Raw genomic sequence first — 26,296 nt, forward strand, 5'->3', positions numbered from 1 at the left:
CGGATTCATCCAGAAGGAGCAGATCAACTACGAGCAGGGCGGCTACTACCACGTCTACTACCCGACGGACCCGACCCAGATCGCGAACGACATGCAGCGAAAGCTCAATGACTGGTACGCGAAGATGGGGCAGCTCATCCAAGAGTTCGAGAACAAGTACGAACACGCAGAGGCCGACATTGAGATGCCCGCACAGAGCTAATCGTCTTCCGGCCGCTACTCTCTTCGCTCTCGTCCGTACTCTCACTCTCCTCGAACCGCTTTTGGATCGTTTCGCTGACGGGAGTCTCCCGACGAGCCCACCGCTTCAGCGCTGGGTAGTAGAATCGTCGACGTCATCGCTATCGGTGCCCCTACCATCGTTCGGCAAGACGGTGAACGGCCGCATCATGTCATGGTCCTCGTGTTCGAGCATGTGACAGTGCCACATGTACGTGCCCGTCTGATCGTTGAATAGTCCGTCGTGCCCCCCGAAGTGGACGATTACGTGGACTATTTCACCGGGATCGACGGTGATCACGTCATTCCACCCTCGTTCGTACGGCTTGGGTGCTTCGAGCGCCTCGAGGTCGAGCTCGTCCTCGTCTGGATCGTAGTCTCCGATCGACTGTCGTCCTACCATCTGGAAGTGCACGAGGTGGAGGTGCATCGGATGGGACATCCCACTTCGGTTGGCGAAACTCCAAATCTCGGTGTCACCGAGCGCAGGTTCCTCGGTCACGGGGGCGTCGATCTTGAGACCGTCCGGCTCTTCAGCAGTTCCGAGCAAGTAGAGCTGTCGGCTGTAGTCGTCGGTCGCGCCGCCGTTGAGCGTGAGGTATCGCTCGTTGTCGACCGAATCGATGGGAATGTCCGGAACACGAGTGAGTTCGTCGGGGAGCTCAGTAGCATCCTGTGAATCTCCGGCCTCGTTCACGTCCACGAGCATGATCTCGGGGAGCGGAACGATGTCGTCGTCCCCCAAACCCGTCTTGCCACGATACTGAGCGGGCGCGTCGTTGTGGAGCAGCAGCGTCTCGCCGGCGGATTCGGAGAAGTCGACGACGACGTCGGCGCGCTGGCCTGCGCCGACCTCGAGGCGATCGCCGATCTCGACCGGCGTCGAGAGGAGGCCGCCGTCGTTTCCGATCTGGACGAACGACGGTCCGTCTCCACCAGTCTCGCCCGACGATTCGTCGTACCGGCGGAATTTGAGGGAATAATATCGACTGTTCGACCCGTTGAGGAGCCGGAACCGATACGATCTGGGTTCGACGGAGAGCCGAGGCCAGGCCTTCCCATTGACGACCGCCGTGTCGCCGTAGAACTGAGGAACGATACTCGGATCGGGGTGTGACTCGTCGCTGCCGCCTTTCTCGTCCGAGATGGCCGTCGGATAGAACAACGATCCATCCTCCTCGAAACTCCGATCCTGGAGGACGAGCGGGATTTCGTACTCGCCCTCGGGCAGACCGAGGCTCCGTTCGTGATCGTTCCGCAGGAGATAGAACCCCGCGAGCCCGGCGTAGACGTTTAATCGCGTAATGCCGAGCGAGTGGTCGTGATACCACAGCGTCGCCGGCGGCTGGTCGTTTACGTAGTAGTAGTCTTTCTTCTCGAACTCGGGGCCTGTCTCCTGAAAGTCTCGAGTGAACCACGCCTGTGCGTGACCGTCGCTCTCGGACTCGACATTTCCACCGTGAAGATGCGTTACGGTCCGTACGCCCGGCGTATCGTACGGAATGAGGTCGCTGTGAATCGTCGTGTCTTCGGGCAGGAGATGCTCGTCCGGGAGGTCGTTCGTCCAGCGGACGTAGATCGGTTCGCCCTGCTCGGCTTCGATCGTCGGGCCCGGGAACTGCCCGTCGTAGCCCCAGACGGTCGTCGCCGGGAGATCGCGGTGTAGCTTCTGTTCGACCTCGCCCATTGTTATCTCGTAGCGAGGGCGTCCATCCTTCGTTCCGGACGGTTCTGCGACGCCCGGTCGGGGGACCTCGTCGACCCACTTCTCGAGGTCCGGCGACGAGTGGTCCGTTATCGTCGTCGCGTTCCCCGCTCGGGATGGATTCGTATTCCCCGTCGAACAGCCTGCGAGAACCGAGATACCCGTGGCCCCGGCTGCGATGCAGAGTTCGCGGCGCGAGACACTCGGTCTGGACGGCCCAGTGTGATTTCCCATAGCTGTGCCTATGAATGCTCCGTATATGCAGGGCCAGTCGATTCCGATGCAGTAGGAATCGGAAGAAGAGACATCGTTGAGAGCCTCGCAGGCATCGCGCTGGGCGGAGTATCGAGCAGAATGCTCGATCGCGTCGAGATCCGTGAGAGTGGACCAGTACCAGGGCGACGACGAATACGACTACGTCGTCGACGATTTGCTGGGTCAGCAAATCGTCAGCGTCGTTTTGCCGTCTCCAGGGTTGGATTACAGTACGCAACTTTCACGAGCCATGACTGACTACCAACTCGCGTTCAAACCGGCGACCGGGCTTTACGGCCAGCACGACCCGAGCGCCGTTCTCTTCGATGACGGGACGCCCGTCTTCGGCGTCGAGGAAGAGCGATACACGCGGGACAAACACGCGACGGATACGTTTCCCAAACACGCGATTCGGGCGTGTCTCGACCATCGAAACCTGTCCCTTCCGGACCTGAATCGGATCCTCCTCCCGTACGAGCCGCAGCTCCGGGGCGAGATCGCTTCACACTACGTTTCCGACGCGATCCGAGCTCCCGGAATCGGACGAAAACTCTCCGCACTCGAACAGACGCTCGTCACGCAGGTTCGGGGCCGGTTCGTTCCGACCCGACAGATCGAGAACCGCCTCGAGTCGATCGGTTCGCCGGTGCCGCCGATCGAGACGATTTCGCATCACTGCTGTCACGCCGCGAGCGCGTTCCACCCGTCGGGGTTCGACGAGGGGGTCGTCCTCACGATCGACGCGAAAGGCGAGTACGACTCGACGGTCGTCTGGCGTGGCGACGAGGACGGCCTGACGCGCGCGTATACCTACGAACACCCGAACAGTCTCGGGCTCTTCTTCGCGGTCATCACGGAGTACCTCGGCTACCGGATGTTCAACGGCGAGGGGAAAGTGATGGGGCTGGCACCCTATGGCGAGGACAATCCAGAGATCGAAGGCGTCCTACGCGGGCTGATCGACACGGGCGCCGATTACGACGTCACCGAACTGACGAAGCGCTGGGGAACCGGCCACGGCATCGAAACCCTCGAGGACGCGTTTGGCCGTCCTCGAAACGAAACGCCCGGCGAGTTCGACCAGTGGGAGAAAGACCTCGCGTACACTGCTCAGAAACTGCTCGAGGAGACAGTCGTTGACATCGCGGAGACAGCCGTCGATCAGTTGGGCACGGCGAACGTCGCACTCGCCGGCGGTGTCGCGCTGAACTGCAAGCTGAACAAGCGCGTTCGTGAGTCACCACACGTCGACGACGTCTTCGTCCAGCCGGTCGCCAACGATGCGGGGCTCGCGCTCGGTGCGGGATGGACGGGACAGCCGCCGTCGGCCGTCGACCGCCAGACCGATGTCTACCTCGGTCCCCAATACGAAACCGAGGAGATCCGTTCGACCCTCGAGACGAACAAACTCGAGTACGGGGAACCGGACGACCTCGAGCGGTACGTCGCCGAACGGCTTGCCGACGGCGACCTCGTCGGCTGGTTCCAAGGCCGGATGGAGATGGGGCCGCGGGCGCTCGGTGCCAGGAGCATCCTCGCCGATCCGCGCACCGCCGAGTCCCGCGATCGAGTGAATCGGTTCGTCAAACATCGCGAGGAGTGGCGCCCGTTCGCTCCCTCGATGCTCGAGTCGGCCGCCGAGGAGTACCTCATCGACGGCAGTTCAGCACCATTCATGATCGATGCCTACGACATCCGGCCCGAGAGAACCGACGAGCTCGAGGCTGTCTTGCATCCGGCCGACGACTCGACGCGTCCCCAGACCATTCGCGAAGACCAGCACCCGCGCTATCACCGGCTCATCTCCGAGTTCGCCGACATCACCGGCGTGTCGGTCGTCCTCAACACCTCGTTCAACGATCACGCTGAACCAATCGTCCGGACGCCGACGCAGGCGATCAAGGACTTCTACGGAATGGGACTCGACGTGCTCGTCCTCGAGGACCTCGTGCTCGAAAAGGGAGCGACGAAGACCAATTGCGATTCGAAATTGGCGTTCGAAGAGCGCGACGTAGCGGCTGCGGGTCCGCAATAACACCGGAATCCACTACGTTCGGATCGCGAGACGACGAACTTACCGCGACACGTGGTCTCGAGCGCATCTACGAGCGTTTCGGCGGGCTGAAACCCGTCGTCGAAGCGGGCGACTTCCATGCCGTCTTTCAGGACGACGAGCGTCGGGACGCTCTGGACGCCGAACTCGGCGGCGAGATCCGGGACGAGACCGGCGTTCACCGTCGCCACGACGCCGGTACGCTGCGCGCGACTCCAGTGAGCACCGGCTCCATCGACGCGCAGATTCCACAGCCGGACGTGACGAACTCGAGCAAGACGAGGTCGTATGCCGCGAGCAGGTCGTCGTAGTCGGCACTGTCGTGTGACTGAACGGGTTTGTGGGTCGCGCGGCCGTCGACGGTCAGCTTCGTGGGTGTGGGTTCGGTTATCAACATTGCTATGGTCCGAATGCACATCCGTGTTCTGCATAACTCTCACAATACTAGTGTGCAATCGGTCGATCGATCCACGGATGAAGATGATGACGATAGTAGAGGAAGAGAGGGAGTCATAGAACGATTCTCACGAGCTACTGACGACTTTCAAGTGCTCGAGATGTTTGAGAGGAGCACTGCTCAATTTGAGTTTTCAGCCAAACTAAAGCTACTTCCACCACATTTGCAGAAACCTCGCCCCATCGCCTGTATTCCCCCATCCAACAGATTGATCCCTGGTTGTATTAAGCCGCACCTATCACACACCAATATTACCCTTTCTGCTCTCTCTGACATCGTATGAGAGAGCATCACCACTGCCTACGGTAATAGTCTTACCCAACAGTCATATTCAGTTAGACAGTTACAATTCTAACATTACTGCGATTATATTCGTTCAAGTGATCTACGAATAGAGGGTAGTAGCCACGATAATTATCTCTCCCCCAACTGAATGGCAACCTTAACTGAACGGCAACTACGTATGCGAACGTGACACCGATACTTCTACAAGAGATGTTGATGGTGCTGTGTGAATAAAACAGTATGTTCTGCCGAAACAGGTTTTCATCGTACGACGGTCACTGTTATGTTGGCTCGTTTTGTCACAGTTTCGGCAATTGAGCCCAGCAGTACGTGTGAAAACCGATCATCACTCGCTGCACCGAGTACGATTTGATCAATGGCATGCTCGGCGGCGTAGTGGAGGATCTGCTTCGCCGGGTTGCCTAGTTTGACGACACTCTCATACTCACCATCGAAATTGTCGGCGCGATCGCGAAGTACCTCGTGGAGTTCTTTGGCGTTGTTCCATTCCTTCTCGTACCACTCTTGAGAGTACGCGGGAAGGCCAGCTTTCCCAAGCGGCGATTGTAACCCTGGTGTGAGCGGATCAACATCAAACGGATCAACGACTGTAATGACAGTGATATCGACATCAGTGAGGTCGAACGCATGCTCAAGGGCATGCAGCGACTCCTCTGAACCGTCGACTGCGACGAGAACGTGTTCTCCCATGTCTTCGACTACAATCGCCCACGTAATAGCTGTGGTCGGGACCAACTACACTGATTCGAGTATAATCGAGAACAGGAGGTATGCGCCGATCGTCGATAGAGTGGGAGTCAATACCCAGAGGAACACGATTCGGCTGGTCGCCGCCGGGTCAAACAGGCTCTCGGCTGCGAGTTCGTCGATCTCCTCCTCGCCAATTGGGGGTACATTTATCTCTTCCGTGTCTCTAGCAGCTTCGACCTGCTGTTCGCTCTCGTCGCTAGCAAGTGTGCCCACGGTCGGCCCAGCCGGGATGCCGGTCTCCGAGGGATCGGTCATGAGTGCACCTGTCGTGAGGTCCGGGCCCGCCTCGTCGTTGATTTGGGCAACTTCCGGGTCTAATGCAGCGCTCGCAGCCTCAGCGACGGTTACCGCGCGACTGGCACGGCCCCATCCGAGGCCGATAATACAGCAGGTCGTACTGACTGCCAAACTTGCAGGGATACCGAGTTGCGAGAGGACCGTGATGGTCGTTGCGCCAATTGTGGAGACGATCAGCGCCGCCAAGATCGGCAAGTCAGTGATACCGTCGCCGACCGTCGCTAGCGTTCGCCGAGCGATTGTGAATCCTCCAAGACCAATTGCACCAATCGCGAGCAAAATTCCTTGTTCAACCGAAATTGAGCGGGTTCCAACGAGTGGCGCAACTGCATTGGCAGCATTTGAAGCACCCGCGCTGAAGCCCATATAACATGCGATCACCAGCACGAGTGCCGACCCGACAATATCCCGCCGCGAAGCACGCTCGTTGAACGACGGACGTGGAACTGCACCTGAACGATCGATCTGCAACAGTGGGTTCTGTAACCGGGTGAACGCGAATCTGGCATCGAGATGGGGATAGAGGTATCGACCGATCACCATCCCAACCAAAAAAGCGGTGAGCGGTGCGATGATCCACGCTGAGACGATCCGGAACATCACCGGTTCTCTGAGCGTCCCCGTTGCAAGGCCGAGCCCCGCAATGGCACCAACAGCAGTCATCGACGTTGACGCCGGCACTCCATAGAGGTTCGAGATCAACAGTGCTGCTCCCGCAAAAAAGAGTACACCGACGCTTGCTGCTGGGGTGAACTGGCTCGACGGAACGATCTCACTGCTCATAGTAGTGATGACATTCCGACCGATGGTCCATCCGCCACCCAATGCGAATACAGTGAATAGCGCCGCTGCTGTGGCTTTCCCGAGAATTCGACTTCCGACGGCAGGTCCGAATGCGACACCCGTGGATGAGCCGCCGATATTGTATCCGACGAAAGCGGCGACCAGTAGCCCAATGAGAAGTAACGCGGATACCATATCCTACCCGTACCATAATCTACTTCTTTGTAATTAGGGTTGCAGAGTTCTGTTCCAATCTACTGACCAACATGTTATGACCAGAACTGAGGAGGTGAATTCTACTTCGTATTAGCACAAGGCTGGGCAGGCAGTGGAATGATCTATCGCGGTTCCGAAAATTGTAGTCCTGTACTTACCGCGATTTTCACAGACAATTCTGAGAGATGAAATCGTGCTACTATTACGGCTAATAGACGACCAGCGCTAGGTAGAGTTGTCCGATCCCTGCAATGGTCATCACGCTCCCAGCGACCCGCTTCAGGAACCCCGAGTAGGCCGCGAACCGACCTGCACTCGCGACCAGTCCCATTCCGGTCGCGACCGTCACCGCGATCATTAAGGCGACTACGCTACCGACGTAGGTCATCAGGACGAGCGCCGCCGCTTCGGTCGGCAGCGATAGCGAGCGGGCGACAACCGCGAGGAAGATGGGCGTGACGCAACCGGCCCCATCGAGCGCTTCGATGAGGCGATCGAACGAATCAAGGACACGTGAGATCAGTCGCAATCAAGACCGGACCGAGGGATTCGCCACGCTCTCCTTCAAAGCGCCCTTGTTCAGCGACGGCACGCCACGAGCTCGCCGCGGTTCGGATCGCGATCCAGGTCCGGTGACTTGCAGCGACATGCACGATGTTGACTACTACGGGTAGCACAGTTTAAATTGCAATGTCATTACAAGACCTCCCACATGCGGACGAGGAAATGCACGAGTGTATCGACAACTGTCTCGAGGCCGCACAAGCCTGTGAGTGGTGCGCGGATGCCTGCGCTGACCACGGAGAGGAGATGGCCGAGTGTATTCGGCTCTGTCGCGACGTAGCGGATCTGACGACGCTGCACGCGCGACTGATGGCTCGCAACTCGGACTACCACGGCGAGCTGGCGTCGGTCTGTGCGGACGCCTGCGAGGCGTGCGCCGAGGAGTGTAAGCAGTTCGATCACGAGCACTGCCAGGTGTGTGCGGATGTCTTGCCGGAGTGCGCAGAGTCGTGCCGCAACATGGCCAGCTAGGGCGAACCGACCCAGCGGTTCCGGTTTCAGGATGGTCGCATTTCGTGTGGTCCGGATTATGCTTGCAGCAGACAGCAGTGTACGCTTTCCTCTCAGCCGCAAACATCCACTATGGCCAGTAACGGTGACACGTGGTTCGGGTTACACGAACGAGTACAACCGCTCGTTCGAGCGGGTATCGTCCTCGGGATCGGTCTGGGCGGCTTCTTCGACGGAATTGTCCTCCATCAGCTCCTGCAGTGGCACCACATGCTGTCAGCCCGGACGGATCCGACTGTGCTAGCGGATCTACGACTGAACATCGTCGCCGACGGCCTCTTCCACGTCGGCACCTACCTCTTTACGATCGCCGGGATCGTCCTCTTGGTTCGCGCGTGGCGACGGGCGGACGTTCCGCCGTCGAGACGAGCGCTCCTCGGATCGACGATCCTCGGCTGGGGCGTCTTCAACCTCCTCGAGGGGCTCGTGAACCACCAGCTCCTCGGGATCCACCACGTCTGGCCGGAGGGGCCGGGAAGCGTCCTCCTCTGGGACGTTAGCTTCCTCCTGTTGGGCGTGCTTTTCATCGTCGGCGGCTACGCCGTGATCCGACTCGACGGACGGTCAGTCTCCGACGTTCGGGATGAGCACGCAACGGACGACCGCCCGACGTGATCGTGATTCAGTGACTGTACTCCCGATCGCGGCGGTGCCGCTCAGTCGTATTCGAACACGCGGGCCATCCCTCGCTCGAGGTGGTAGACGTTGTGACAGTGGAACAACCAGTCGCCGGGATTGTCCGCGCGGAAATCGAACGTCACTTGGTCGCCGTGGAGCGCGACGAGGACGGTGTCCTTGACCGCGTCGCCGACCTGAAAGAAGTGGCCGTGGAGGTGCATCGGGTGGATCGCCGGACTGCGGTTCACCATCCGCACGCGGACGTGGTCGCCCTCGCTGATCTCGAGCGGGTCGACGTCCGGGTACACCTCGCCGCGACGGAGTCGTACCTGTTCGCATGGATCGGCGACGTTGACGTCGCTGATCAGACGGTGAACGTTCGCACCGAGGCCGGCGATGAAGAGGGGTACCTCGACGGGATCGCGGTCTCCGTCGATCCAGACGACGAGCGAAGCGACGGACCCACGGGCCGGGCCATCCAGAAACGCGAGATCCAGACAACACGGGATATCCGTGACGATTCCAGATACGATCCCTGGCGGGGCCACCTCGAGGAGTGCGGGGTCCGGTTGTCGGCCGCGATCCCAATCGTCCACGAGGAGACCATCTATGGGGTGTTGAATGTCTACGCTGATCGTGCCAAGGCGTTCGAGGGGCGAGAGCGCGCCGTGCTCAGCCAACTGGGGGAGGTGATTGGTCACGCCATCGCCGCGACCGAGCGCAAGCGAGCCCTGATGAGCGACGACGTCGTCGAACTCGAGTTTCGCATTAGAAACCTGTTCGACGAACTCGACATCGACGTTCCGACGACCGGACGGATCACGCTCGATCACACGATCCCGATCGAGGACGACGAGTTCCTCGTCTACGAGAACATGACCCTGGACGCGATCGACGGCTTGGAGGCAGTTGTCGAAACGCTCCCCCACTGGAGGGACGTCACGTACCGAGGCGGCGGTACAGAGACGCGCTTCGAACTCCGGCTCTCCGAGCCACCGGTCCTGTCGACGGTCGCTTCGCTCGGCGGGTCCGTCGAAGACGCCGTGATCGAAGACGGCAACTATCAGATGACGATTCACATGGCACCGGGTGCGGAGGTCCGACAAGTCGTCGATACCGTACAGGACGCCTATCCCGCAGCGGAGCTACTGAAACACCGCCAGCTCGGTCGACGGAACGATACAGTTGAACACGCTCGTCACGCGCTGACGTCAGATCTCACCGCTCGCCAGCGATCGGCCCTTGAGGCGGCGTATCACGCGGGCTACTATGAGTGGCCGCGCGACGCGTCCGGCGAGGAGGTCGCCGAATCGCTGGAAATCGCCCCGCCGACGTTCAATCAGCACCTCCGGAAGGCGCAGCGAAAGGTGTTCGACTCGCTATTGTCGAGCCCTGGGCGGTACCGATCGACGGAATAGCCGTCGGCCCCGTCGGAATCTGTGCCGCCTCCGTCGCTGACGCGCGGCGTCATGTCTGGCGGGCGCGAGCGCGGTCGCAGTCGCGGCTGTAGACTCCGATGGCGGTTAGCAAGCCAACGACGGTGCTGACGGCGATGGTCAGTACGGCTCCGACTGGAAGTAGCAGTCCGGCGATAATCGCTATGAGAACGGCGATCGCAAAGGCGCCGAACGCAGACGCGATCCGCCGGCGCCGTTCTGGCGCACCGTCGGCGAAACTCCAGACGACGACGCCACCAGCGACCACGCCGGCAACCAGTCCCGCCGGGATGCCGACCAGCAGCGAGAATTCAATGCGCGACTGGAGGAGTTCCGTCACTGCAACGGTGACGACCAGAAAGGTCGCAAGACTGGCGGCGATGAGACGACCAATCGATCGCAAATTCATGAGTGTCACCGGTATAGACGTCTCGCTGCGGGATATATCCGCGTACTAATTTCTCTTTTCCGAGGCCCGTCGGCGCGAGTGTGCTACGTCTCGGATTCGAAAGCAGCGTCAGCTCTGACGCCGCTTTTGCAAGGGACGTAGATAAGTCCGTTCGCCCCAAATCTATATTGTGTAAAGATCACAATTATGGACCAGATAGAACCAGAGCAGCTCGCGGACAAGATCGACGGCGACGAATCGTTCACACTCATCGATACGCGGCCGGAAGACAGCTACGAGGCGTGGCGCGCGCCCGGGGCCGAAAACGTCCCGTTCGGCCCCGGTGACGAACTCGACAACGAGAAGCTGGATCGCATTGACGAACTGACCGACGGAGCGCCAGTCGTCGCTATCTGCGGCAAGGGGCTCACGTCGACGCCGTTCAGCTTCGAACTCGAGCAACACGGATACGACGTCTCTGTCGTCAAGGGCGGCATGGAAGACTGGAGTTCCGTCTACGAGGTTGTCCCCATCGAAACCGGAAACGACGATTTCGTCATCCGCCAGTTGCAGCGGCGGGCGAAGGGCTGTCTCGGCTACGTCATCGGCTCGAAACGCACCGGAGAGGGCGTCGTCGTCGATGCGACACGACAGACCGATCAGTTCAAGATCGCCGCCGAGGAGGCCGGGATCACTATCAAACGAGTTCTCGACACGCACGTCCACGCCGACCACATCTCTGGCGGGCCGACCCTTGCGAACACGCTCGACGTCCCCTACCATCTCGGGGAGAAGGCGAGCGAACGGGGCGTCGAGTACGAGTACGAACCGCTCGCCGACGGCGAGACGATCACGGTCGGTGATATTGAGATCGAAGCCCTGCACACGCCCGGCCACACCACCGAGATGGTGAACTACCTCGTCGACGGTGAGGAGCTGCTGACCGGCGATACGTTGTTCGTCGAGAGCGTCGGGCGGACGGAACTCCAGTTCGGCGACGAGGAGGCAGCCAGCGGCGCCGAGCTGCTCTACGAGTCGCTCCACAACACAATCCTCGAGTTGCCGGACGAGACGCGGATCCTCCCGGGGCATGTGTCCGTCTCGGAAGGAGGCCGCTACGAGGTCGGCTCGCCGGGCGACCCGATCGAAGCCCGGTTAGGGACGCTTCGCGACGAACTCGCTCTCCTTGGCCTGAACGAGGACGAGTTCGTGAGCCGACTAGTCGAGAACGCCCCCGAGAAGCCGCCGAACTACGAACGGGTGATCAAGGTGAACACCGGTTCCGATCCTCTCGAGGACGAATCCGAAGCGACGGAGCTCGAACTCGGCCCGAACAACTGCGCGGCATGACAGTGCAATAGTCGGTCGACCGAACAGGAGCCGCGCGGCGGAATTCGGCCCGTTTTTCCTCATCGCTCGAATACCACCGACAACGATGGACAGAGAGTCGACGAAAGACATCGATCCGAATGACGCCGAGTACCGCGAGATCGGAGCGGGCCTCTTAGACGAAGAGATGGGGCCGAGTTCGGCCATGGCTCACCTCTACCGTGGCGAGATCCACCGGATGAAGTTCTGGCGCGAACGGCTTGACCAGACGACCTACTGGGCGATCGTCATCATGAGCGCGATCCTGACGTGGACCTTTTCAAGTCGGAACAACCCCCATTACGTCCTCCTCTTGGGTGTGGCGGCGTTGACCGCGTTCCTTGTCATCGAGGCGCGTCGCTACCGCGGCTACGACATCTGGCGCGGACGCGTCCGAACGCTGCAGAAAAACGTCTTCGCGTACGGGCTCGATCCGTCGGCCGGCCTCGAGGATCCGGCGTGGCGCGAGAAGCTGAGTCAGGACTATCGCCAGCCCGTGATCAAAATTTCCACCGAGGAAGCAGTCGCCCATCGCCTCCGGCGGATTTATCTATTGCTGTTTACGATCGTGCTGACCGCGTGGCTCATCCGCATTGCGGCGTTCGCCGGACGGCCGTGGCCGGAAAGCGCCGCGGTTGGTGACATTCCGGGCCTCGCCGTCACCGTCGTGGTCGGCGCGTTCTATCTCACCGTCGTGATCGTCGCTTTGCGGCCGCGAACGTGGCAGGCCGAGGACGAACTCCACGAATCGGACGTCGGGCAGCATCGCTAACCCGCGATCGACGCCGGCGTCCGTCGCGCGGTATAGATCCGCGTTCGACACGCCGGACGTGAGGTCGATGTCGCGATCATTCGTCTGCCCCGTTCAGTCGCGGGACGATTGCGGTACTACCACGGACTCGCGCTCTCCGGACTCGCGCGAGCGAACGAGCGGCAACACCACAAGCGTGCTCGGGCGGAACGGTTCGTTCTTCGCGCCGTTTCGATCCGGCTACGGTTCGATATCGTTCGGTGATCAGGATATCGCTCTCGTCGTGACGGTACGCGAATCAGCGGCGGAAACGCGGTCGCGTTCGCGTCAACCGGGAACGACCACTAACGCGAACGGAACGACGACGAGCATCGCTACGAACGCCGCGAACGCACGGTTACTCTCGAGAAGGGCGTCCTGAACCGTCTCGAGAAATGCGTAGTAGGAATCGTAGACCGAGAGCGCCGCGACCGTGCTGACGACCGCCGCGCCGAAGAGTAGCAGGACGATCGCGACCCCCAACCGGACTCGAGGACGAGCGCGACCAGCAGGGTGTCCGTGAGCGTTCCGAGACTGGCACCCATGATGTACGGGACGATCTCGGTTCGCCGGATGTAGCCCCGGTTGTAGAGGGGAACGATCACGCCCATCGAGAACGCCACGCTCGTCGTTACGGCGGTGACGGCGAACCCGAACCCGAGCGACAGCCAGCGGTGCTGGAGGACCACGAATACGCGCTCCCTGAGCCAGTCGGTCGAGATTCCGTTCAGCAGGGTATCTAACAGGTGAAAGCTCCCGACAAGAGCGATCATGGCCAGCAGGGCGCTGGGAGCCGCACCCAACTGGTCGATCATCGCGGCTGTGACCGGTTCGAAGAGACCGGCGCTGCCGACGTGAACGTCGACGGTCAGGTCGCGTTTCCACGCGCTTTGCTCGGTTACGTGGACTGCAGTCACGCCGATCACCGTCGCCGGGAGGTAAATCGTGTGACTGACGAGGAACGTCAACGTCCCGAGACGCATCGCTTCGGGGAGTGAGTACTCGGACGCGCGGAGATACTCCAGTGCGCCGATCAATAGGACGATCCCCGCGGCGACGAGGCGGGATCCCGCGACGAGCAGAAACAGCTCGAGGACGGTCATCAGGTCGGCCGAAAACAGTAAGAGCGCGATCGCTGCGACGAGAGATCCGTTCAACATCACGTACGCGGAGAGCCAGCTGATCCCGACGAACTCGAGCAGGCCCGTTTGCCGGGCCAGGAGCGGCCGGACGGCCGGCGAGAGCGTCCGCATCGACGCGCTCAACAGCTGGACGGCGAAGAAAAACGAGAATACCGCGAGGCAAAGCAGAAGCACGAAACGAACTGATCGAAACGGTGCCCGACCCACGTTCCGTCCGGCCGATCTGCGCCCCATTGGTGCACAGTATAGGAGGGATGGACAAAACGATGGGCGTCCGTAACGGGTCGCGGTCCGACGTGGTGAGTCGGACGTCACCTCGTCTCGACGATGCCGAGTCGGAGCGGCACAATCCGCTCCGTGCCTCGTCAGGTATTACGGTTCGTCTCTCGATTGTTAGCTCGAGGTCCACCGCCTCGACGTCCTCGTCGAAGATCCGGAGCTCGAGAAACGACTCGTTGACCGCTGTCTCGTCGAACGCCGCCCGCTCCGAATCGGTGAGTTTCCGGAGCGGTCCGGTGACGATGACGCTTCAGGAGCGGCCGGCCGAATCGACATCGTAGAGGGTGAAGCAGGCGCTATCGGTATCGTCATGGTATGACATCTTCGTACTCGATCCGTCAGTCGACAGGCGGACGTACAGCGTCTCGTCCTCGTAGTGGTGGGCGACGGGAAACGCGTACGCGGCGCCGTCGGCCGCGAGTGCAAGAACGCCGGTGTCGGCACGCGCGAGGTGGTCCTCGAGTTCCTGATCGTTCATTCCGATCGTGTAGACGAACTCGATCCGGTCCATCGTGAACTGTATGTTCGCAAACAATATGATGCTATATGCCGCACGCGGTGAACGTAATACGGTCGAGTGTTCGACGCTGGATCAGTCAGCGCGCTGTTCAGACGGTTCTGACCGGCCCGCTTGCAGCGGATTCGCTGCCGACCCAGACGTCACCAACCGCAGATACGTGCCGACGTTCGTCATGAGCTTGTTCTCTGCCTTCCGGAGGTGTTCCTCGTAGGTAGAGCGGGCCACCGACGTCTGCGAGGCCAGTTCCCGAAGCGACGTCTGTCGCGGCTGTTCGTAGTAGCCGTTCTCCAGCGCCAACTGTAGCGCCGCCAGCTGGCGATCGGTCAGGTCCTCGAACAGCTGATCGACCGGCGCCAACATGCTGTGGGGGATCTGCTGTTCCCTGATGGCAGTTTTGGAGAGCAGTTCGATATCCCGGTCCCGCTCGAGGTCCCGTAACAGCGCCTGCACGTCGGCTTCGTCGAACGCGATCACTGTGTAGTGTTCCCAGCCCTGCCGGTGAATCGTTGGCGGCTGGTAGAGGCAATCGTGTTCCTCGAACCGCTCCAGGATCGACCCCTCGAGCGAACAGAGACAGGACTGGGTGACGACGTGGAGGCCCGACTCGTCGATTGACTCGTGGAGGATTGTTCCGATCTTCCGAATCTCCGCTAGCAATTCGTCGGTCGGGTCCCCCGCCGAGCTGATCTCGAGCACCTGACAGTCGCTCAGGTACCACTCGCGAATCGTGAGGTCCGGATATCGCTCCGAAATCTTCCGGTAGGGACACTCGTGTTTCAGTCGAAACGAGGCCTCGTACAGACTCATACGCCGTCGTTTGGCCCCGAGAAGATTAACGGTGCCGGTCATGTCCCGCACCACTCCTATTCGGGTACTGACCGTACGAGTGAGTACGATGGCAGAAATTAGTCCGGCGGAACTCAGTGATCGGTTGCGGGACGGTGACGACGAGAGTGGGGACAGCTTCGTCCTCGATATTCGCCACCGGAGAGAATACGACGAGTGGCACGTTCCGGACAGCGTCAACGTCGACGTCTACGACGAACTGACCGACGACCCGGAGATGGCGAAGGACGACCTCAAGGATCTCCCGGACGATCGCAAGATTGTCACGGTCTGCGCTGCGGGGGTCGTTTCGCAAACCGCGACGGAGGTCTTGCGAAAGATGGGCTACGACGCCAGCACCCTCGTTGACGGGATGAACGGATGGAGTCGCGTTTACTGGACCGCACCCATCCCGACCGACCTTGAGGGAACGCTCGTGCAGGTCGCCCGCCCGGGGAAGGGGTGTCTCTCTCACGTCCTGATTTCGGACGGCGACGCCGCCGTGTTCGATCCCTCTCACTACCTCGAGGAGTACGACGAGATTCTCGACGCCCACGACGCCGAACTCGTCGGCGTCTTCGACACGGACGCCCACGCTGACCACGTCTCCGGCGGCGCGGAGCTCGCCAAACGACACGACGTTCCGTACTCTCTCCACCCGGAGGACGCGCTCGAGATCGACGCGACATCGGTCGAAGACGGCGACGTGATCAAGATCGGATCGGTCGACGTCGAGGTCATCCACACGCCCGGTCACAGCGAGGGCAGCGTCTCGTTCGATCTCGAGGGCGAGGCTCTGCTCACGGGCGATACGCTCTTCCACGAGAGCGTCGGCCGCGTCGAACTCGGCGTCGAGGCCGAGCTCGAGGAGTCCGACATCGAAGGGAACGCTGCGACGCTCTACGAGAGCCTCCAGCGCCTGCTTGACCGCCCCGACGACGCGCTCGTCCTCCCGACACACGATCCTGGGTCTCCCGAACCGCCGGTGACTGCGACACTCGGTGACGTCAGAGAGCAAAACGCGGATCTGAACCGTGACCGCGAGGAGTTCGTCGAGACGCTCGCCTCGGACATCCCGGACCATCCGCCGAACTTCGAGCGCGTCAAACGCACGAACGTCGGGCAAGAGGACGTTCCCGACGAGAAACTGTCCGAGCTCGAACTGGGCCCCAACCGCTGTGCTGCCGAGTAACCAATGAGTGGGCCAACAGAACTGAGACAGGGGATTCGCGAACACCTCGGACAGTTCTCGCTTCACGTCCTGCTGGTGTTCGCGACCGGTCTGACGATCGGTTCCGAGCGGACCGTCGTCCCCGTCCTCGGCGAGGAAGTACTCGGCGTCGAGTCGTTTTTCGTCATCGGCTCGTTCGTCGTCTCCTTCGGCTTCGTCAAGGCGCTGCTCAACCTCTACGCCGGCAAGTGGGGCGAGGAGTACGGCCGCAAACCGGTGCTCGTGCTCGGCTGGCTCACCGCCCTCCCGATCCCGATTATCCTCATCTACGCCCCGAGCTGGAGCTGGATCACCGTCGGGAACATCCTGCTCGGGATCAATCAGGCGCTGACCTGGAGCATGGCGATCAACGCCAAGATCGACCTCGCAAGCCCCGACCAGCGCGGGCTGGCCGTCGGCATCGATGAGGCCTTCGGCTACACCGGCGTCGCGGCGGGCGCGTGGATCACGGGCGTCATCGCCGGCCAGACGAGCCTTCGCCCGGAGCCGTTCTACTTCCTCGCCGTTGTGGTGGTACTGGCGTTCCTCATCTCGATCTTCCTCATCAAGGAGACGGTCCAACTCGCACAGATGGAGGCCGACGACGGCCACCACAATGCAAACCTCCCGTTCAACGAGGTGCTGAAGCGGGCGACCTACGGCGACAAGACGCTGTTCGCGGCGGCCCAGGCCGGCCACATCGAAAACTTCGTGGACACGCTGTTCTGGATCGCCGTGCCGCTCTATCTCACGAGTCAGGGGCTCGCGATCGAAGCCGTCGGCGTCGTCGTCGGCGTCCACAGCGCGATGTACTTCCTCCAGATCGGAACCGGGGGCCTCGCCGACCGCATCGGCCGCCGTCCGCCGGTCGTCGCGGGAATGTTCCTCGCCGGCGCGGGCGTCCTCGGGATGGTGTTCGTCGACAGTTACCTCCCATGGGTGGCCCTGGCCGGGCTCTCCGGGCTCGGAATGGCGCTGCTCTATCCCAACTTGATGACCGTCCCCAGCGACGCGGCCCATCCGACGTGGCGGTCGGCCGGAATGGGCGTCTACCGGATGTGGCGCGACGCCGGCTACGGTGTCGGTGCAATCCTGATCGGCCTCTCGATGGAGTTCGTGAACGCCGAAGCCGCGTTCTACATGACCGCGATCTTGATGTTCCTCTCCGGTACCGTCGTCTACGTGTGGATGGAGGAGACGCATCCCGAATTCGGTACCCACGAGCCACCGGTACCAGCACCGGAATCCTCTCATAGTGTGGCTCCCGAGGACTGAGCCGCCACGGTTTCTCGACCACCGATCCGAAATGTCCCTCCGGGTGGCGTGACCGCGGTCCGATTCCATCGGCACCCGCCGATCGACCTCCCAGGTGAACTCGAGAGCGCTCACTCGAGTTCCGGCTGGCCGGTAGCGCCCGGTGGCGTGACGCCCAACCGTCCTTCGACAAATGCGGCTACGTCGGCGGCAAACGCCTCGACTTCGTCCCAGTCCGTGAACTCGACGTCTCCCGACGCGTCCGCCTCGGGCATGTCCGAGACGGCTCGCTTGGCGATCTGTTTCATCAGTAATCGCTTGAGGAATCCGTACTCCGAATAGCGCAACGCGCCGCCGAAGAATCCGACCCGATCGGGGTGCCACTCCATCTCAGCGGAGAACTCCTCGAAGTAGCCCACCGCCTGCGCCCGGCCCTCCTCCGTCGCGGAGGACAGCGATACCTGAAAGAACGCCGTCGGCATCGCGTTCAGATCCGTTCGATTCGATCGCACGAACTCGAGAACCGACGGCTGGTGTTTGCCGACGTGAATCGAGGCGCCGACGAGGACTGCGTCGAACTCGCCGAGGTCGAATCCCGCCGAGAGTTCATCGACGTCGATCGCCGTCGCATCGTGACCGCGTGTGTCGATCGTCTCGGCGATACGGTCGGCGACGGTCTCTGTCTGTCCCTCACCGGTGCCGTAGAGGATGAGAAACGATAGCATCGAATCGGTTCTCCCTACCTCAAGCACGAATATAAAACGACTTCCCGGACACGCCTCCCGGCGGGCAACGGCCAATCGGTTCAGTCGCGGACGACGGTGACGGAGACCGGTGACCGGTGGACGATCAACTCGGCAACGCTGCCGAGCATCAGTCGCGTCGCCTCCATTCGTCCATGGCTGCCGATGACGATGTGATCGATCTCATTCTCCTCGGCATAATCGACGATCTCGCGCGCGGGCTCACCCGTTGCGGTTTCGGTATCGAGCTCCTCGCCGTATTCGCTCGCCAGTTCGCGGGCGTCGTCGAAGATCTTCTCCTCCTCTTCGTTCGCCCGCTCGTACCACTCGTCGGAACCGTGGGGCGGTTCGTTTCTGACGTCGATGTTGGTCGGTGAACTGTAGCCGGGATCCATGGGATCGAGTACGTGGAGCGCGACGACGGACGCGTTCTCGTACTCCCTGAACGCGTGCTCCAGCGCTCGTTTCGATAGCGGAGACCCGTCGACGGGAACTAGTAGTTGCTGAGACATCGAACTGGCGTACCTCGCGGAGTCTCAAAATACTATCCGGCAAACCCCCATCGACCACGCCGTCGGATCCAAATATCCTTCGAGACCATATCGTCGAGAACTACGTACCGACCTAAACCGACCGGGAGCTCACCCCGGAGCAGCTCACGATAGTCTTCATTACCGTCGGCTATCTTCCGACTCCCGATCCTCGAGTACGATCGGCTCGACGGCCATCGCGACCCTACCGGACGACGACGACGGGGATCGGGGATCGGCGGACGACGTTTTCCGCGACGCTTCCGAGTAGGATGCGCGAAATCCCCTCACGGCCGTGGCTTCCGATGACAATCGTATCGTACGCTTCCTCCTCCACTAGGTCGACGATCTCGTGGTCGGGTTTTCCGGTAGTAAGTTGGGTATCGATATCGCGATCGTGGTCCGCTGCGAGTTTGGACGCTTCGTCGAGGATATTGCGTCCTTGATCGCGGGCTTGGTCAGCGGCGGGAATCCGCTCTTCGGGATTCTGGAACGCTGCCCAGTAGCCTTCCGGAACTGGGACAACGTACAGGGCGACGACATCTGCATCCGGGAACTTCTTGAGCGCATATACGAGTGCATCTCTCGCCGGTTCTGAACCATCGTACGGAATGAGTAGTCGATCACTCATGTTATTCTCCACGCAGTCAGTGAGTATAATACCGTGACTGCGTTCGAACAATCCTGGATCATCGCCACGACGGACTCGACGACCCAGCGGATGTGAACGGTCGCATCGACCATCTCGTCGAGACCGAGGCCACGTTTCGACCCCGCGAGGATACCGTCGCTCGAGCCCGTCAGGAGGAGAACTGAGTTAATGGTCGGCGACATGATCGTCATCGTCACTCGCTCACGGGTTACTTAGGATGATGACGACGGCGACTAGGTCGGTGTCAGCCGCTCTGATAGAGAGTCTCACCACACGACCGTCCCCGATCCATCAGATCGAACCGATGCGTACTTCGGCTCAATCCGGTAAACCGTTCTGCTGTCATTTTCACACCTTGTTACTGACTGTTTCAGTCGGTTTTGTTACCAGCGGACTATATCACCCAAAAATATCGGTTTAGCGCATTGAACATTACAACCATACAATTGTAATCGTTGACTCCTCGAAAAGAAGTTATTTATAGGACATTTAAGGCCTACATGACGTAATCCGAATAGTAGTCGTTGTGGGATACGTTATGGCCGAAACTCGTCAATTTCCGCTACGGGGCCGATTGACGACGCGTAACTAACAAAGTATTTCGAGGGAGCGCCAACAGGATGACTGCTACTGATTCTTTATAATCAAATGTTTTCCGCCGCTGGTGGGAGTACTGACGCGGGTCAGAGGACCGTCAGAGCGCAGCGAGAATCCGAGAACAATAGAATCACACCTCCAATAGATCCTTTATTCCGGAAATACATACTTAATGTATGTCCGGCTCCTGGTCCCGGTCGATATGGAGCACCGGCGTTGGACAGGTGATCGAATACGCTATCGACACCGCCTGACTGTACGACGCCGAACTGCATATGCTGTACATCGTGAACGCCGAGGCATACAGTTTGTACCCCGGGAGACGAGTACGTCTACGAGTTCGAAGGCCTCGAACACGCCGGTCGCAATGCGGTCGACTCGATCACCGATCGGGTGGCCGACGCCAGAATTGAGACGGTGAGCGAGATCCGCCACGGCGTTTCCCACGGAAAGATCCTCGCGTACGGCGACGAAGCGGACATCGATCTCACCGTTATCAGCTGAAGAATCGGCCGGGCGAGTATCGACGATTGCCCGGCAGCGTCGCCTGAATGGCTGAACGGCCCGTAACGATTGTGAAGACACCCGTCGAAGAAGAGTGATCGCGACTTGAGCCGAGTCGCGAGGATGACGGGTGCAATTCCAATAGTCCCCGCCATAGTAAACGCATTCAAAGTGACGATTGGTCGGCACTACACCGTCGTACTTGGCCCAGTACTTTTGCGCTGTCCGTCGAACCGTCAGATATGGACCGTTCAATTCTCGTTCCATATGACAGATCACAGCGCTCGCAGTCAACACTACGATACGCAGCCGATGTCTTCGGCGGAGAAAGGGTTACCGCACTCTATACCCTCAAGCCGTTCGCGACGGTTCCGGATTTAGCGGACCAAGCACGAGAGCGATACGAACAGGCACAAGACGCCCTCAAAACCGTACGCAGTATCGAAGACGATTGCTCGACGACGATTTTGTCCGAATTCGTCTACGGGCACGTGATTCATTCGATCCTGCGATACACCGATCTATATACGTTCGATCGGATCGTGATAGATAGCGCTCATCGAGCAGATGCCACAGCCAGTTCGCCTGGAGCGGATACCAGAGACGAGTTGCTCGGGAACGTCACCGAAGCCGTTGTCCGCCGGACGCGGGCCCCGGTCACTGTCCTTCGATCAACGTTCGACGACAGAGAGATCGGGTTTCCGGATACAGTGCTCGTCCCCTTCGACGGATCATCTCCCTCGTGTAATGCGTTACAACACGCGATAGACACGTTTCCGGACGCGACGGTGCACGTGCTCTACGTGCGGTATCCGTTTATCGACGATCTCGATTACCTCGGCGTCCGCAGCGACGATTACCCTAATTTCGAGGAGTGGTACGATGCAGTCCGAGCCTGGCATGAACGAGCAAATCGGGACGCGGACCGCGTTCTAAGGATTGCGGACTCGATTGTGGGCGATACCGATACGGATCTCCAATCGACAATCGAGGCTGGGGCCCCGCCACGTGTGATCCTCGAGTACGCTGATCGAATTGAGGCCGACCACGTTCTCATCGGTAGTCACAGCCACGACAGCGGAACGCGTATTTTGCTCGGGAGCGTCGCCGAGCAGATCGTTCGACGATCATCCACGCCGGTAACGGTCGTCAGGTGACCCCGATGGAACGCGAATATTCTTGGTAGGGCTCGTCGACGCAATCGTACAACTGGCTCTCATTGCGGCCCTGTTCTATCACTTCCTGAAAGAGCACCAAAGACGAACCGTGTGAGCAGGTCGATCGTTCGTGTGCGGTCGCCTACAGTCGCGCACGCAGCAGTCCTTTGCTCGACAATCAATATAGGGACCAACGCTTCCTCGGAGACGGGCTTCGACATGCACCCACGAACGAGCTGATCCAGTGTTCAATGGCAACCGACGACGATGAGCTCAATATTATGGTCGGCGGCATATTCAAGAATTGCGCAGTGACGGAGGCCATGAGTAATGTTACAGTCGACGCGTTCAACTCCAGCAGCCGTCACGCGATCGTCGAGTACGCCGTTCACACCGTGAAACGCCTCGGATTGAAGCCGGTACTCGTCTCGTACGGAACGAAAGAAACCGTCCTCAATCTCGGGTTTGAACTGATCGGTGCGCTACTCGTCTTCAGGTTCGGTGACCGCATCCTCAACGATCTCGCGGCCGGTGCGTGACCGCGGTCGCCTTCCGTCGTTGGAGATCGACAATGTTGGCGTGTCGGACGGCACACCGATGTTATCACGACGAGCGCGTCACGACTAGGACGGGTACGTCGACCGTCCGTAGGAAGGACGAAGTAACGCTGCCGAGGGTCCTGCGGCCGAGATTCGACCGACCGCGCGCCCCCATGACGACGAGGTCGATGTCGGCGTCCTCGACGTACTCGCGGACGCCGGCAGCGACACCGTCGAAGGACGTCGTTCGCACGACGGCAGTCGTGACGTCTGGAACCTCGTCTCCGATCTCCGTCGCCACGTCCTCAACGATCTCTTTACCGTTGGCCTCGAGTCGATCGACAAACTCGCGCTCAAGGCCCCCGGCGTTGAAGGCGCCGCCCGCGGATTGTAGATCGACGACGTTGAGGACGTGAACTGCAGAATTGTAGCGCTGTGCGACCGCGGCGCCGTGTCGGGCAGCGACGGCGGCGATCTCGCTTCCGTCTGTTGGAACGAGCAGGTCAGAGCAGTCGGCCGTTGCGTCCGAGGCACCTTTCGGAACGACGAAGACGGGGACATCACTTCGGTGGAGGAGTTGTTCTGTGACGCCGCCGAGGAGTCGCTTTCCGAGCCCCGTTAGTCCCTGTCTTCCGACGATGATCAGCCCCGCGTCTCGTTCGGTTGCATACTCAGTGATCCGGATCGAGGGCTTTCCCTCCGTCAGTTCTGTCGTTACGGGCCGGTCTATATCGGATGCGAGGTCCTCGATTTCTTCGAGAACGGTTTCACCGCGTTCTCGAAGTCGCGCCTTTTCGTCGGCGGATCTCGCGAGTCGAAGCGACTTTCGCTCGACAACGTGCAAGACGTCGACGGTCGCGTCGAAGACGCGAGCGAACTCGAATCCGCGTTCCGCTGCCCGCTCGGCCTCGTCGCTCCCGTCGACGGCGATCAAAATACGGTCGTACATACCCCGACCTTCAACTCCCACGCTCTTCGTTCTTCGCCAGGGGTGAGCTGCTGCTACTCATCGGGCGCTCTCAGTGACGGTGTGAGCATCGTCTCGCGGGTCGGTTCCGCGATCACCCGTTCTCGGGTTGCGGTCCGCCACCCGTCTGTGCCTCTTCGGCGTCGCCCCAGCCGCCGGCGTCGACGACTTCGAACAGCTTCTCCCAATTCTCGTCCCGTCGGTCTTCAGGGAGCTGATCGCGGAGTTGCCGGAAATCGGACTGTGGAACCTGCGTCCGAACGAGATCGACGATGACACGGGCGTGGTACGCAGCCTCGGACGGGTTGTTCCCTTCTATTTCGCTCACTCGTGAGACGAATTCTCGCCAGTCGAATCGCTGGCCGTGCTCGTCGACGGCGCCGGTCATGTACCAGCGAATCTCCATCGGCAGCGAGGCCGCGAGATCCTCTGCTGCGCCGTCCGGAATTCGCTGGCCGAGCGTCATGAGCGCGGCTCTAATCGCGCGAACGGTTTCACCCGTTCCTGGTAGCTCGAGTCGATGCTGAACCTCGCCAGTGAATTCATCGAAATTCATAGCACTCGAGGGTCGCACACCGCTCAGAACTATAAACCCCTCTCGTCGGTCACATCAGTTGTCGTTTCGACGAGGACCGGATTCGACGTTCGAGCGAATCAGAAACGAACTGCTCCACACCGACTCCGCCGAGAGACGCGTCAGGGAACGCCAAAGAATCACGCAGTTCCGGAGCGTACGCTGTCGTATGAACATTCAGCGACTCAAGCGGTTCCTCGAGTTCTTCGTCATCGGTATCGTTTTCGGCGTCACCGAGGACGTTCTCGCCGTCGTAATCGCGACAGACGCAGCGGTCACGCCCGACGTGATCGGTATCGTCGTCATAATCGCGATCCCGTTTGCCGTCCTTTCGGAGCTCGTCGTGGATCATCCGCGGTTCCTCCACTTCGATCGACTGGCGCTTCGCATCCGGAGCGGTCTCTCGAGGGGAGGATCGACTGACGATGCGCTTCCCCCTCGAATGTACTCTGACGGGCGACGTGATCGGCTCTTCTCACCCACTCATCACCATCATCGGTGCAACATCTGCGGCGACGACTACGAAACGGGCGCGCTTTTGCGCGAACACGTCGAACGCAGTCATTCGTCGGTAGACGTTACCTGGTGGATCGTCGCAGAATCGCCTGAGTCCGTTCCTCGGTTCCCCCATGACTAAGGTTGCCTCGAACGTACGTCTGCGACTACCGAACCCGCCGCGGACCGGCTGAATTAGCGACGGACCGTCCTACCGATTCGGTTGTTTCATCCGTTTCGTTCACTCCTCGAGGAGCTTCGAGACTTGAGGGAGAGTCGTTTTCACCCGTTATTATAGTAACAACTGCAACGATTTACACACCGATCGCATCGTACGCGGTTCTCGCTCACGGTGCTCGCTCCGAACCGTGCTCCCGTCGTGCGATCGGGTGCGCATTGACTTGCAGTGGCTACTACTGACAGCGAATGAGCGTCGGTACGACTCTCGAGCGACGGCAGCACCGCGCAGTCGAGAGAGCACGCGGCGGATGGCGGACTCGAAGTCGTTCGTCGGACAGAAAACCGAGTCAAATCGGCACTAGTATAAGATACCTTATATCTGTAACATATATGGTCGGTACGGGTGTGAGAAATCACGCCCATGTACGACACGATCCTCGTCGCGACGGATGGAAGCGACGCCGCGAACCGTGCAGTCGATCACGCGACCGATCTCGCCTCGTCGTTCGATGCCGATCTGCACGCGATTTACGTCGTCGACACGACGCGGTACGGACGACCGGTGCTGTCCGAAACGGGCGGCATCCTCGGAGAACTCGAGGGACGCGGAGAGGAAATTCTCGAAGACGTCACCGCGAGATCGGACGTCGACGTCACGGCCGAACTACGAAGCGGACGTCCAGACGAGGAGATCGACTCCTATGCCGCGGCTATCAAGGCCGATCTCGTCGTTCTCGGCAATCGGGGACTCGAATCGGGGCCTAACGAACACCTCGGAAGCGTCGCCGAGCGAGTCGTTCGAACCGCTGGTCGGCCGGTGATCACGGCGTGATCGGGGTACGGCTCGCCCAGAACGTATCAACCGTCGCGATGAAAGGTATATGCCCCGATCCGATGTGCCTCTGAATAGTTTGATGTACGACACGATTCTCGTTCCGACCGACGGAAGCGATCCCGCGAACCGCGCCGTCGAACACGCGCTGGCGCTCGCAGATCAGTACGACGCTCGCGTTCACGCGTTGTACTGCGTGGAGACGTACCGGTACGGAGAACCTGCATTGAGTAGTACTGCGATCGTCCTCAACCAGCTCGAAGAACAGGGGCAAGCGTTGCTCAAAGAGTTAGGCGATCGCGCTGACAACGCCGGTATCGAGTGTACGTGGGATGTCTGTCACGGTCGTCCCTGGGAGGAGGCCCTTGACGCAGCTGACGAGATCGATGCCGATCTCGTCGTGATCGGCTATCAGGGGCAGAGCCACGCTCGAGCCGGGAAGATTGGCAGTGTCGCCGAACGCATCGTCCGTTCGGCGAATCGGCCCGTGCTAACCGCGTGAGTGACGGGGGAGATCCATCGACTGAACCGCGCGCATACTTCTCGTCGGTCGTGACCGTCACGATCGGAGCGAGTGGGGA

General features: G+C 60.4%; 25 protein-coding genes and 5 pseudogenes. 15 read left to right on the forward strand and 15 right to left on the reverse strand.

Going from position 1 to position 26,296, the window contains the following annotated elements; all coding sequences use genetic code 11:
• Positions 1–202 (forward strand): annotated as a pseudogene (locus tag PGX04_RS06580) (helix-turn-helix domain-containing protein); the annotation flags it as partial.
• A gap of 105 nt (positions 203–307) precedes the next feature.
• Here the strand turns inward: PGX04_RS06580 and PGX04_RS06585 are convergent.
• On the reverse strand, positions 308–2,158 hold the full coding sequence (locus PGX04_RS06585; RefSeq protein WP_273737780.1) for a multicopper oxidase family protein: 1,851 nt from the start codon (positions 2,156–2,158) through the stop codon (positions 308–310).
• Positions 2,159–2,429: 271 nt separating this feature from the next.
• On the opposite strand from PGX04_RS06585, the gene PGX04_RS06590 reads away from it, so the two are divergent.
• Positions 2,430–4,214 (forward strand): carbamoyltransferase family protein, encoded by a 1,785-nt coding sequence (locus PGX04_RS06590; protein WP_273737865.1) that lies wholly within the window; start codon positions 2,430–2,432, stop codon positions 4,212–4,214.
• Positions 4,215–4,267: 53 nt separating this feature from the next.
• Here the strand turns inward: PGX04_RS06590 and PGX04_RS06595 are convergent.
• From PGX04_RS06595 to PGX04_RS06610, 4 genes and pseudogenes are all read right to left on the reverse strand, one after another.
• Positions 4,268–4,623: pseudogene (locus tag PGX04_RS06595) on the reverse strand (thioredoxin family protein); the annotation flags it as partial.
• Between the two features lie 612 nt (positions 4,624–5,235).
• Positions 5,236–5,685, reverse strand: a complete 450-nt coding sequence (locus PGX04_RS06600; RefSeq protein ID WP_273737781.1) for a universal stress protein — start codon at positions 5,683–5,685, stop codon at positions 5,236–5,238.
• Positions 5,686–5,730: 45 nt separating this feature from the next.
• Positions 5,731–7,020 (reverse strand): inorganic phosphate transporter, encoded by a 1,290-nt coding sequence (locus tag PGX04_RS06605; protein WP_273737782.1) that lies wholly within the window; start codon positions 7,018–7,020, stop codon positions 5,731–5,733.
• A 229-nt stretch (positions 7,021–7,249) separates the two neighbouring features.
• A pseudogene (locus PGX04_RS06610) lies at positions 7,250–7,522 on the reverse strand (cytochrome C biogenesis protein); the annotation flags it as partial.
• Between the two features lie 209 nt (positions 7,523–7,731).
• Here PGX04_RS06610 and PGX04_RS06615 point away from each other — a divergent pair.
• Both PGX04_RS06615 and PGX04_RS06620 read left to right on the forward strand, forming a co-directional pair.
• Complete coding sequence (locus PGX04_RS06615; protein ID WP_273737783.1) at positions 7,732–8,076, forward strand: four-helix bundle copper-binding protein; 345 nt, start codon at positions 7,732–7,734, stop codon at positions 8,074–8,076.
• 111 nt (positions 8,077–8,187) lie between these two features.
• The gene (locus tag PGX04_RS06620) at positions 8,188–8,730 is read left to right on the forward strand and encodes a DUF2243 domain-containing protein (protein ID WP_273737784.1); all 543 of its coding nucleotides are present in this window, start codon (positions 8,188–8,190) and stop codon (positions 8,728–8,730) included.
• 41 nt (positions 8,731–8,771) lie between these two features.
• Here PGX04_RS06620 and PGX04_RS06625 read toward each other — a convergent pair.
• Positions 8,772–9,047, reverse strand: a pseudogene (locus PGX04_RS06625) (multicopper oxidase domain-containing protein); the annotation flags it as partial.
• Here PGX04_RS06625 and PGX04_RS06630 point away from each other — a divergent pair.
• On the forward strand, positions 8,997–10,151 hold the full coding sequence (locus PGX04_RS06630) for a bacterio-opsin activator domain-containing protein (RefSeq protein WP_377042292.1): 1,155 nt from the start codon (positions 8,997–8,999) through the stop codon (positions 10,149–10,151). The pseudogene PGX04_RS06625 and the gene PGX04_RS06630 overlap by 51 nt on opposite strands.
• A gap of 49 nt (positions 10,152–10,200) precedes the next feature.
• On the opposite strand, the gene PGX04_RS06635 is transcribed toward PGX04_RS06630, so the two are convergent.
• Positions 10,201–10,578 (reverse strand): DUF8147 domain-containing protein, encoded by a 378-nt coding sequence (locus PGX04_RS06635; protein ID WP_465263797.1) that lies wholly within the window; start codon positions 10,576–10,578, stop codon positions 10,201–10,203.
• A gap of 183 nt (positions 10,579–10,761) precedes the next feature.
• On the opposite strand from PGX04_RS06635, the gene PGX04_RS06640 reads away from it, so the two are divergent.
• Both PGX04_RS06640 and PGX04_RS06645 read left to right on the forward strand, forming a co-directional pair.
• Positions 10,762–11,907: an MBL fold metallo-hydrolase gene (locus tag PGX04_RS06640; protein ID WP_273737866.1), complete on the forward strand. Its 1,146-nt coding sequence runs from the start codon at positions 10,762–10,764 to the stop codon at positions 11,905–11,907.
• Between the two features lie 85 nt (positions 11,908–11,992).
• Positions 11,993–12,697 (forward strand): DUF2270 domain-containing protein, encoded by a 705-nt coding sequence (locus PGX04_RS06645; protein WP_273737788.1) that lies wholly within the window; start codon positions 11,993–11,995, stop codon positions 12,695–12,697.
• A 353-nt stretch (positions 12,698–13,050) separates the two neighbouring features.
• On the opposite strand, the gene PGX04_RS06650 is transcribed toward PGX04_RS06645, so the two are convergent.
• The 3 genes from PGX04_RS06650 to PGX04_RS06660 all read right to left on the reverse strand — a co-directional run bounded on the left by PGX04_RS06650 (position 13,051) and on the right by PGX04_RS06660 (position 15,463).
• Positions 13,051–14,031 carry a hypothetical protein gene (locus PGX04_RS06650; RefSeq protein WP_273737789.1) on the reverse strand — a complete coding sequence of 327 codons (981 nt, stop codon included), beginning with the start codon at positions 14,029–14,031 and terminating at the stop codon, positions 13,051–13,053.
• Positions 14,032–14,386: 355 nt separating this feature from the next.
• Complete coding sequence (locus PGX04_RS06655) at positions 14,387–14,647, reverse strand: pyridoxamine 5'-phosphate oxidase family protein (protein WP_273737790.1); 261 nt, start codon at positions 14,645–14,647, stop codon at positions 14,387–14,389.
• 81 nt (positions 14,648–14,728) lie between these two features.
• Positions 14,729–15,463, reverse strand: coding sequence for a helix-turn-helix domain-containing protein (locus PGX04_RS06660; RefSeq protein WP_273737791.1), 735 nt, complete (start codon positions 15,461–15,463; stop codon positions 14,729–14,731).
• An 88-nt stretch (positions 15,464–15,551) separates the two neighbouring features.
• Here PGX04_RS06660 and PGX04_RS06665 point away from each other — a divergent pair, with 88 nt between their 5' ends.
• Together PGX04_RS06665 and PGX04_RS06670 are read left to right on the forward strand one after the other, a co-directional pair.
• Positions 15,552–16,673, forward strand: coding sequence for an MBL fold metallo-hydrolase (locus PGX04_RS06665; protein ID WP_273737792.1), 1,122 nt, complete (start codon positions 15,552–15,554; stop codon positions 16,671–16,673).
• A 3-nt stretch (positions 16,674–16,676) separates the two neighbouring features.
• Complete coding sequence (locus PGX04_RS06670; protein WP_273737793.1) at positions 16,677–17,966, forward strand: MFS transporter; 1,290 nt, start codon at positions 16,677–16,679, stop codon at positions 17,964–17,966.
• Positions 17,967–18,076: 110 nt separating this feature from the next.
• On the opposite strand, the gene PGX04_RS06675 is transcribed toward PGX04_RS06670, so the two are convergent.
• The 3 genes from PGX04_RS06675 to PGX04_RS06685 all read right to left on the reverse strand — a co-directional run bounded on the left by PGX04_RS06675 (position 18,077) and on the right by PGX04_RS06685 (position 19,849).
• Entirely contained in the window at positions 18,077–18,670 is a 594-nt protein-coding gene (locus PGX04_RS06675; protein WP_273737794.1) for a flavodoxin domain-containing protein, read from the reverse strand.
• 80 nt (positions 18,671–18,750) lie between these two features.
• Positions 18,751–19,200 carry a universal stress protein gene (locus PGX04_RS06680; protein WP_273737795.1) on the reverse strand — a complete coding sequence of 150 codons (450 nt, stop codon included), beginning with the start codon at positions 19,198–19,200 and terminating at the stop codon, positions 18,751–18,753.
• A 223-nt stretch (positions 19,201–19,423) separates the two neighbouring features.
• A complete protein-coding gene (locus PGX04_RS06685) occupies positions 19,424–19,849 on the reverse strand; it encodes a universal stress protein (RefSeq protein WP_273737796.1) in 426 nt (141 codons plus the stop codon).
• A 790-nt stretch (positions 19,850–20,639) separates the two neighbouring features.
• Here PGX04_RS06685 and PGX04_RS06690 point away from each other — a divergent pair.
• From PGX04_RS06690 to PGX04_RS06700, 3 genes and pseudogenes are all read left to right on the forward strand, one after another.
• Positions 20,640–21,018: pseudogene (locus PGX04_RS06690) on the forward strand (universal stress protein).
• Between the two features lie 195 nt (positions 21,019–21,213).
• Entirely contained in the window at positions 21,214–22,128 is a 915-nt protein-coding gene (locus PGX04_RS06695; protein WP_273737797.1) for a universal stress protein, read from the forward strand.
• Between the two features lie 323 nt (positions 22,129–22,451).
• Positions 22,452–22,667: a hypothetical protein gene (locus tag PGX04_RS06700; RefSeq protein WP_273737798.1), complete on the forward strand. Its 216-nt coding sequence runs from the start codon at positions 22,452–22,454 to the stop codon at positions 22,665–22,667.
• Positions 22,668–22,731: 64 nt separating this feature from the next.
• On the opposite strand, the gene PGX04_RS06705 is transcribed toward PGX04_RS06700, so the two are convergent.
• Entirely contained in the window at positions 22,732–23,616 is an 885-nt protein-coding gene (locus PGX04_RS06705; RefSeq protein ID WP_273737799.1) for a universal stress protein, read from the reverse strand.
• Between the two features lie 112 nt (positions 23,617–23,728).
• Entirely contained in the window at positions 23,729–24,190 is a 462-nt protein-coding gene (locus PGX04_RS06710; RefSeq protein WP_273737800.1) for a DUF2267 domain-containing protein, read from the reverse strand.
• 187 nt (positions 24,191–24,377) lie between these two features.
• Between PGX04_RS06710 and PGX04_RS06715 the strand changes: the two genes are divergently transcribed.
• The 3 genes from PGX04_RS06715 (at position 24,378) to PGX04_RS06725 (ending at position 26,217) form a co-directional block, all read left to right on the forward strand.
• Positions 24,378–24,845: a hypothetical protein gene (locus PGX04_RS06715; RefSeq protein ID WP_273737801.1), complete on the forward strand. Its 468-nt coding sequence runs from the start codon at positions 24,378–24,380 to the stop codon at positions 24,843–24,845.
• Between the two features lie 459 nt (positions 24,846–25,304).
• Positions 25,305–25,715, forward strand: a complete 411-nt coding sequence (locus tag PGX04_RS06720; protein ID WP_273737802.1) for a universal stress protein — start codon at positions 25,305–25,307, stop codon at positions 25,713–25,715.
• An 82-nt stretch (positions 25,716–25,797) separates the two neighbouring features.
• Entirely contained in the window at positions 25,798–26,217 is a 420-nt protein-coding gene (locus tag PGX04_RS06725) for a universal stress protein (RefSeq protein WP_273737803.1), read from the forward strand.
• Positions 26,218–26,296: the final 79 nt, after the last annotated feature.

It is taken from the genome of Natrinema soli, assembly GCF_028618695.1.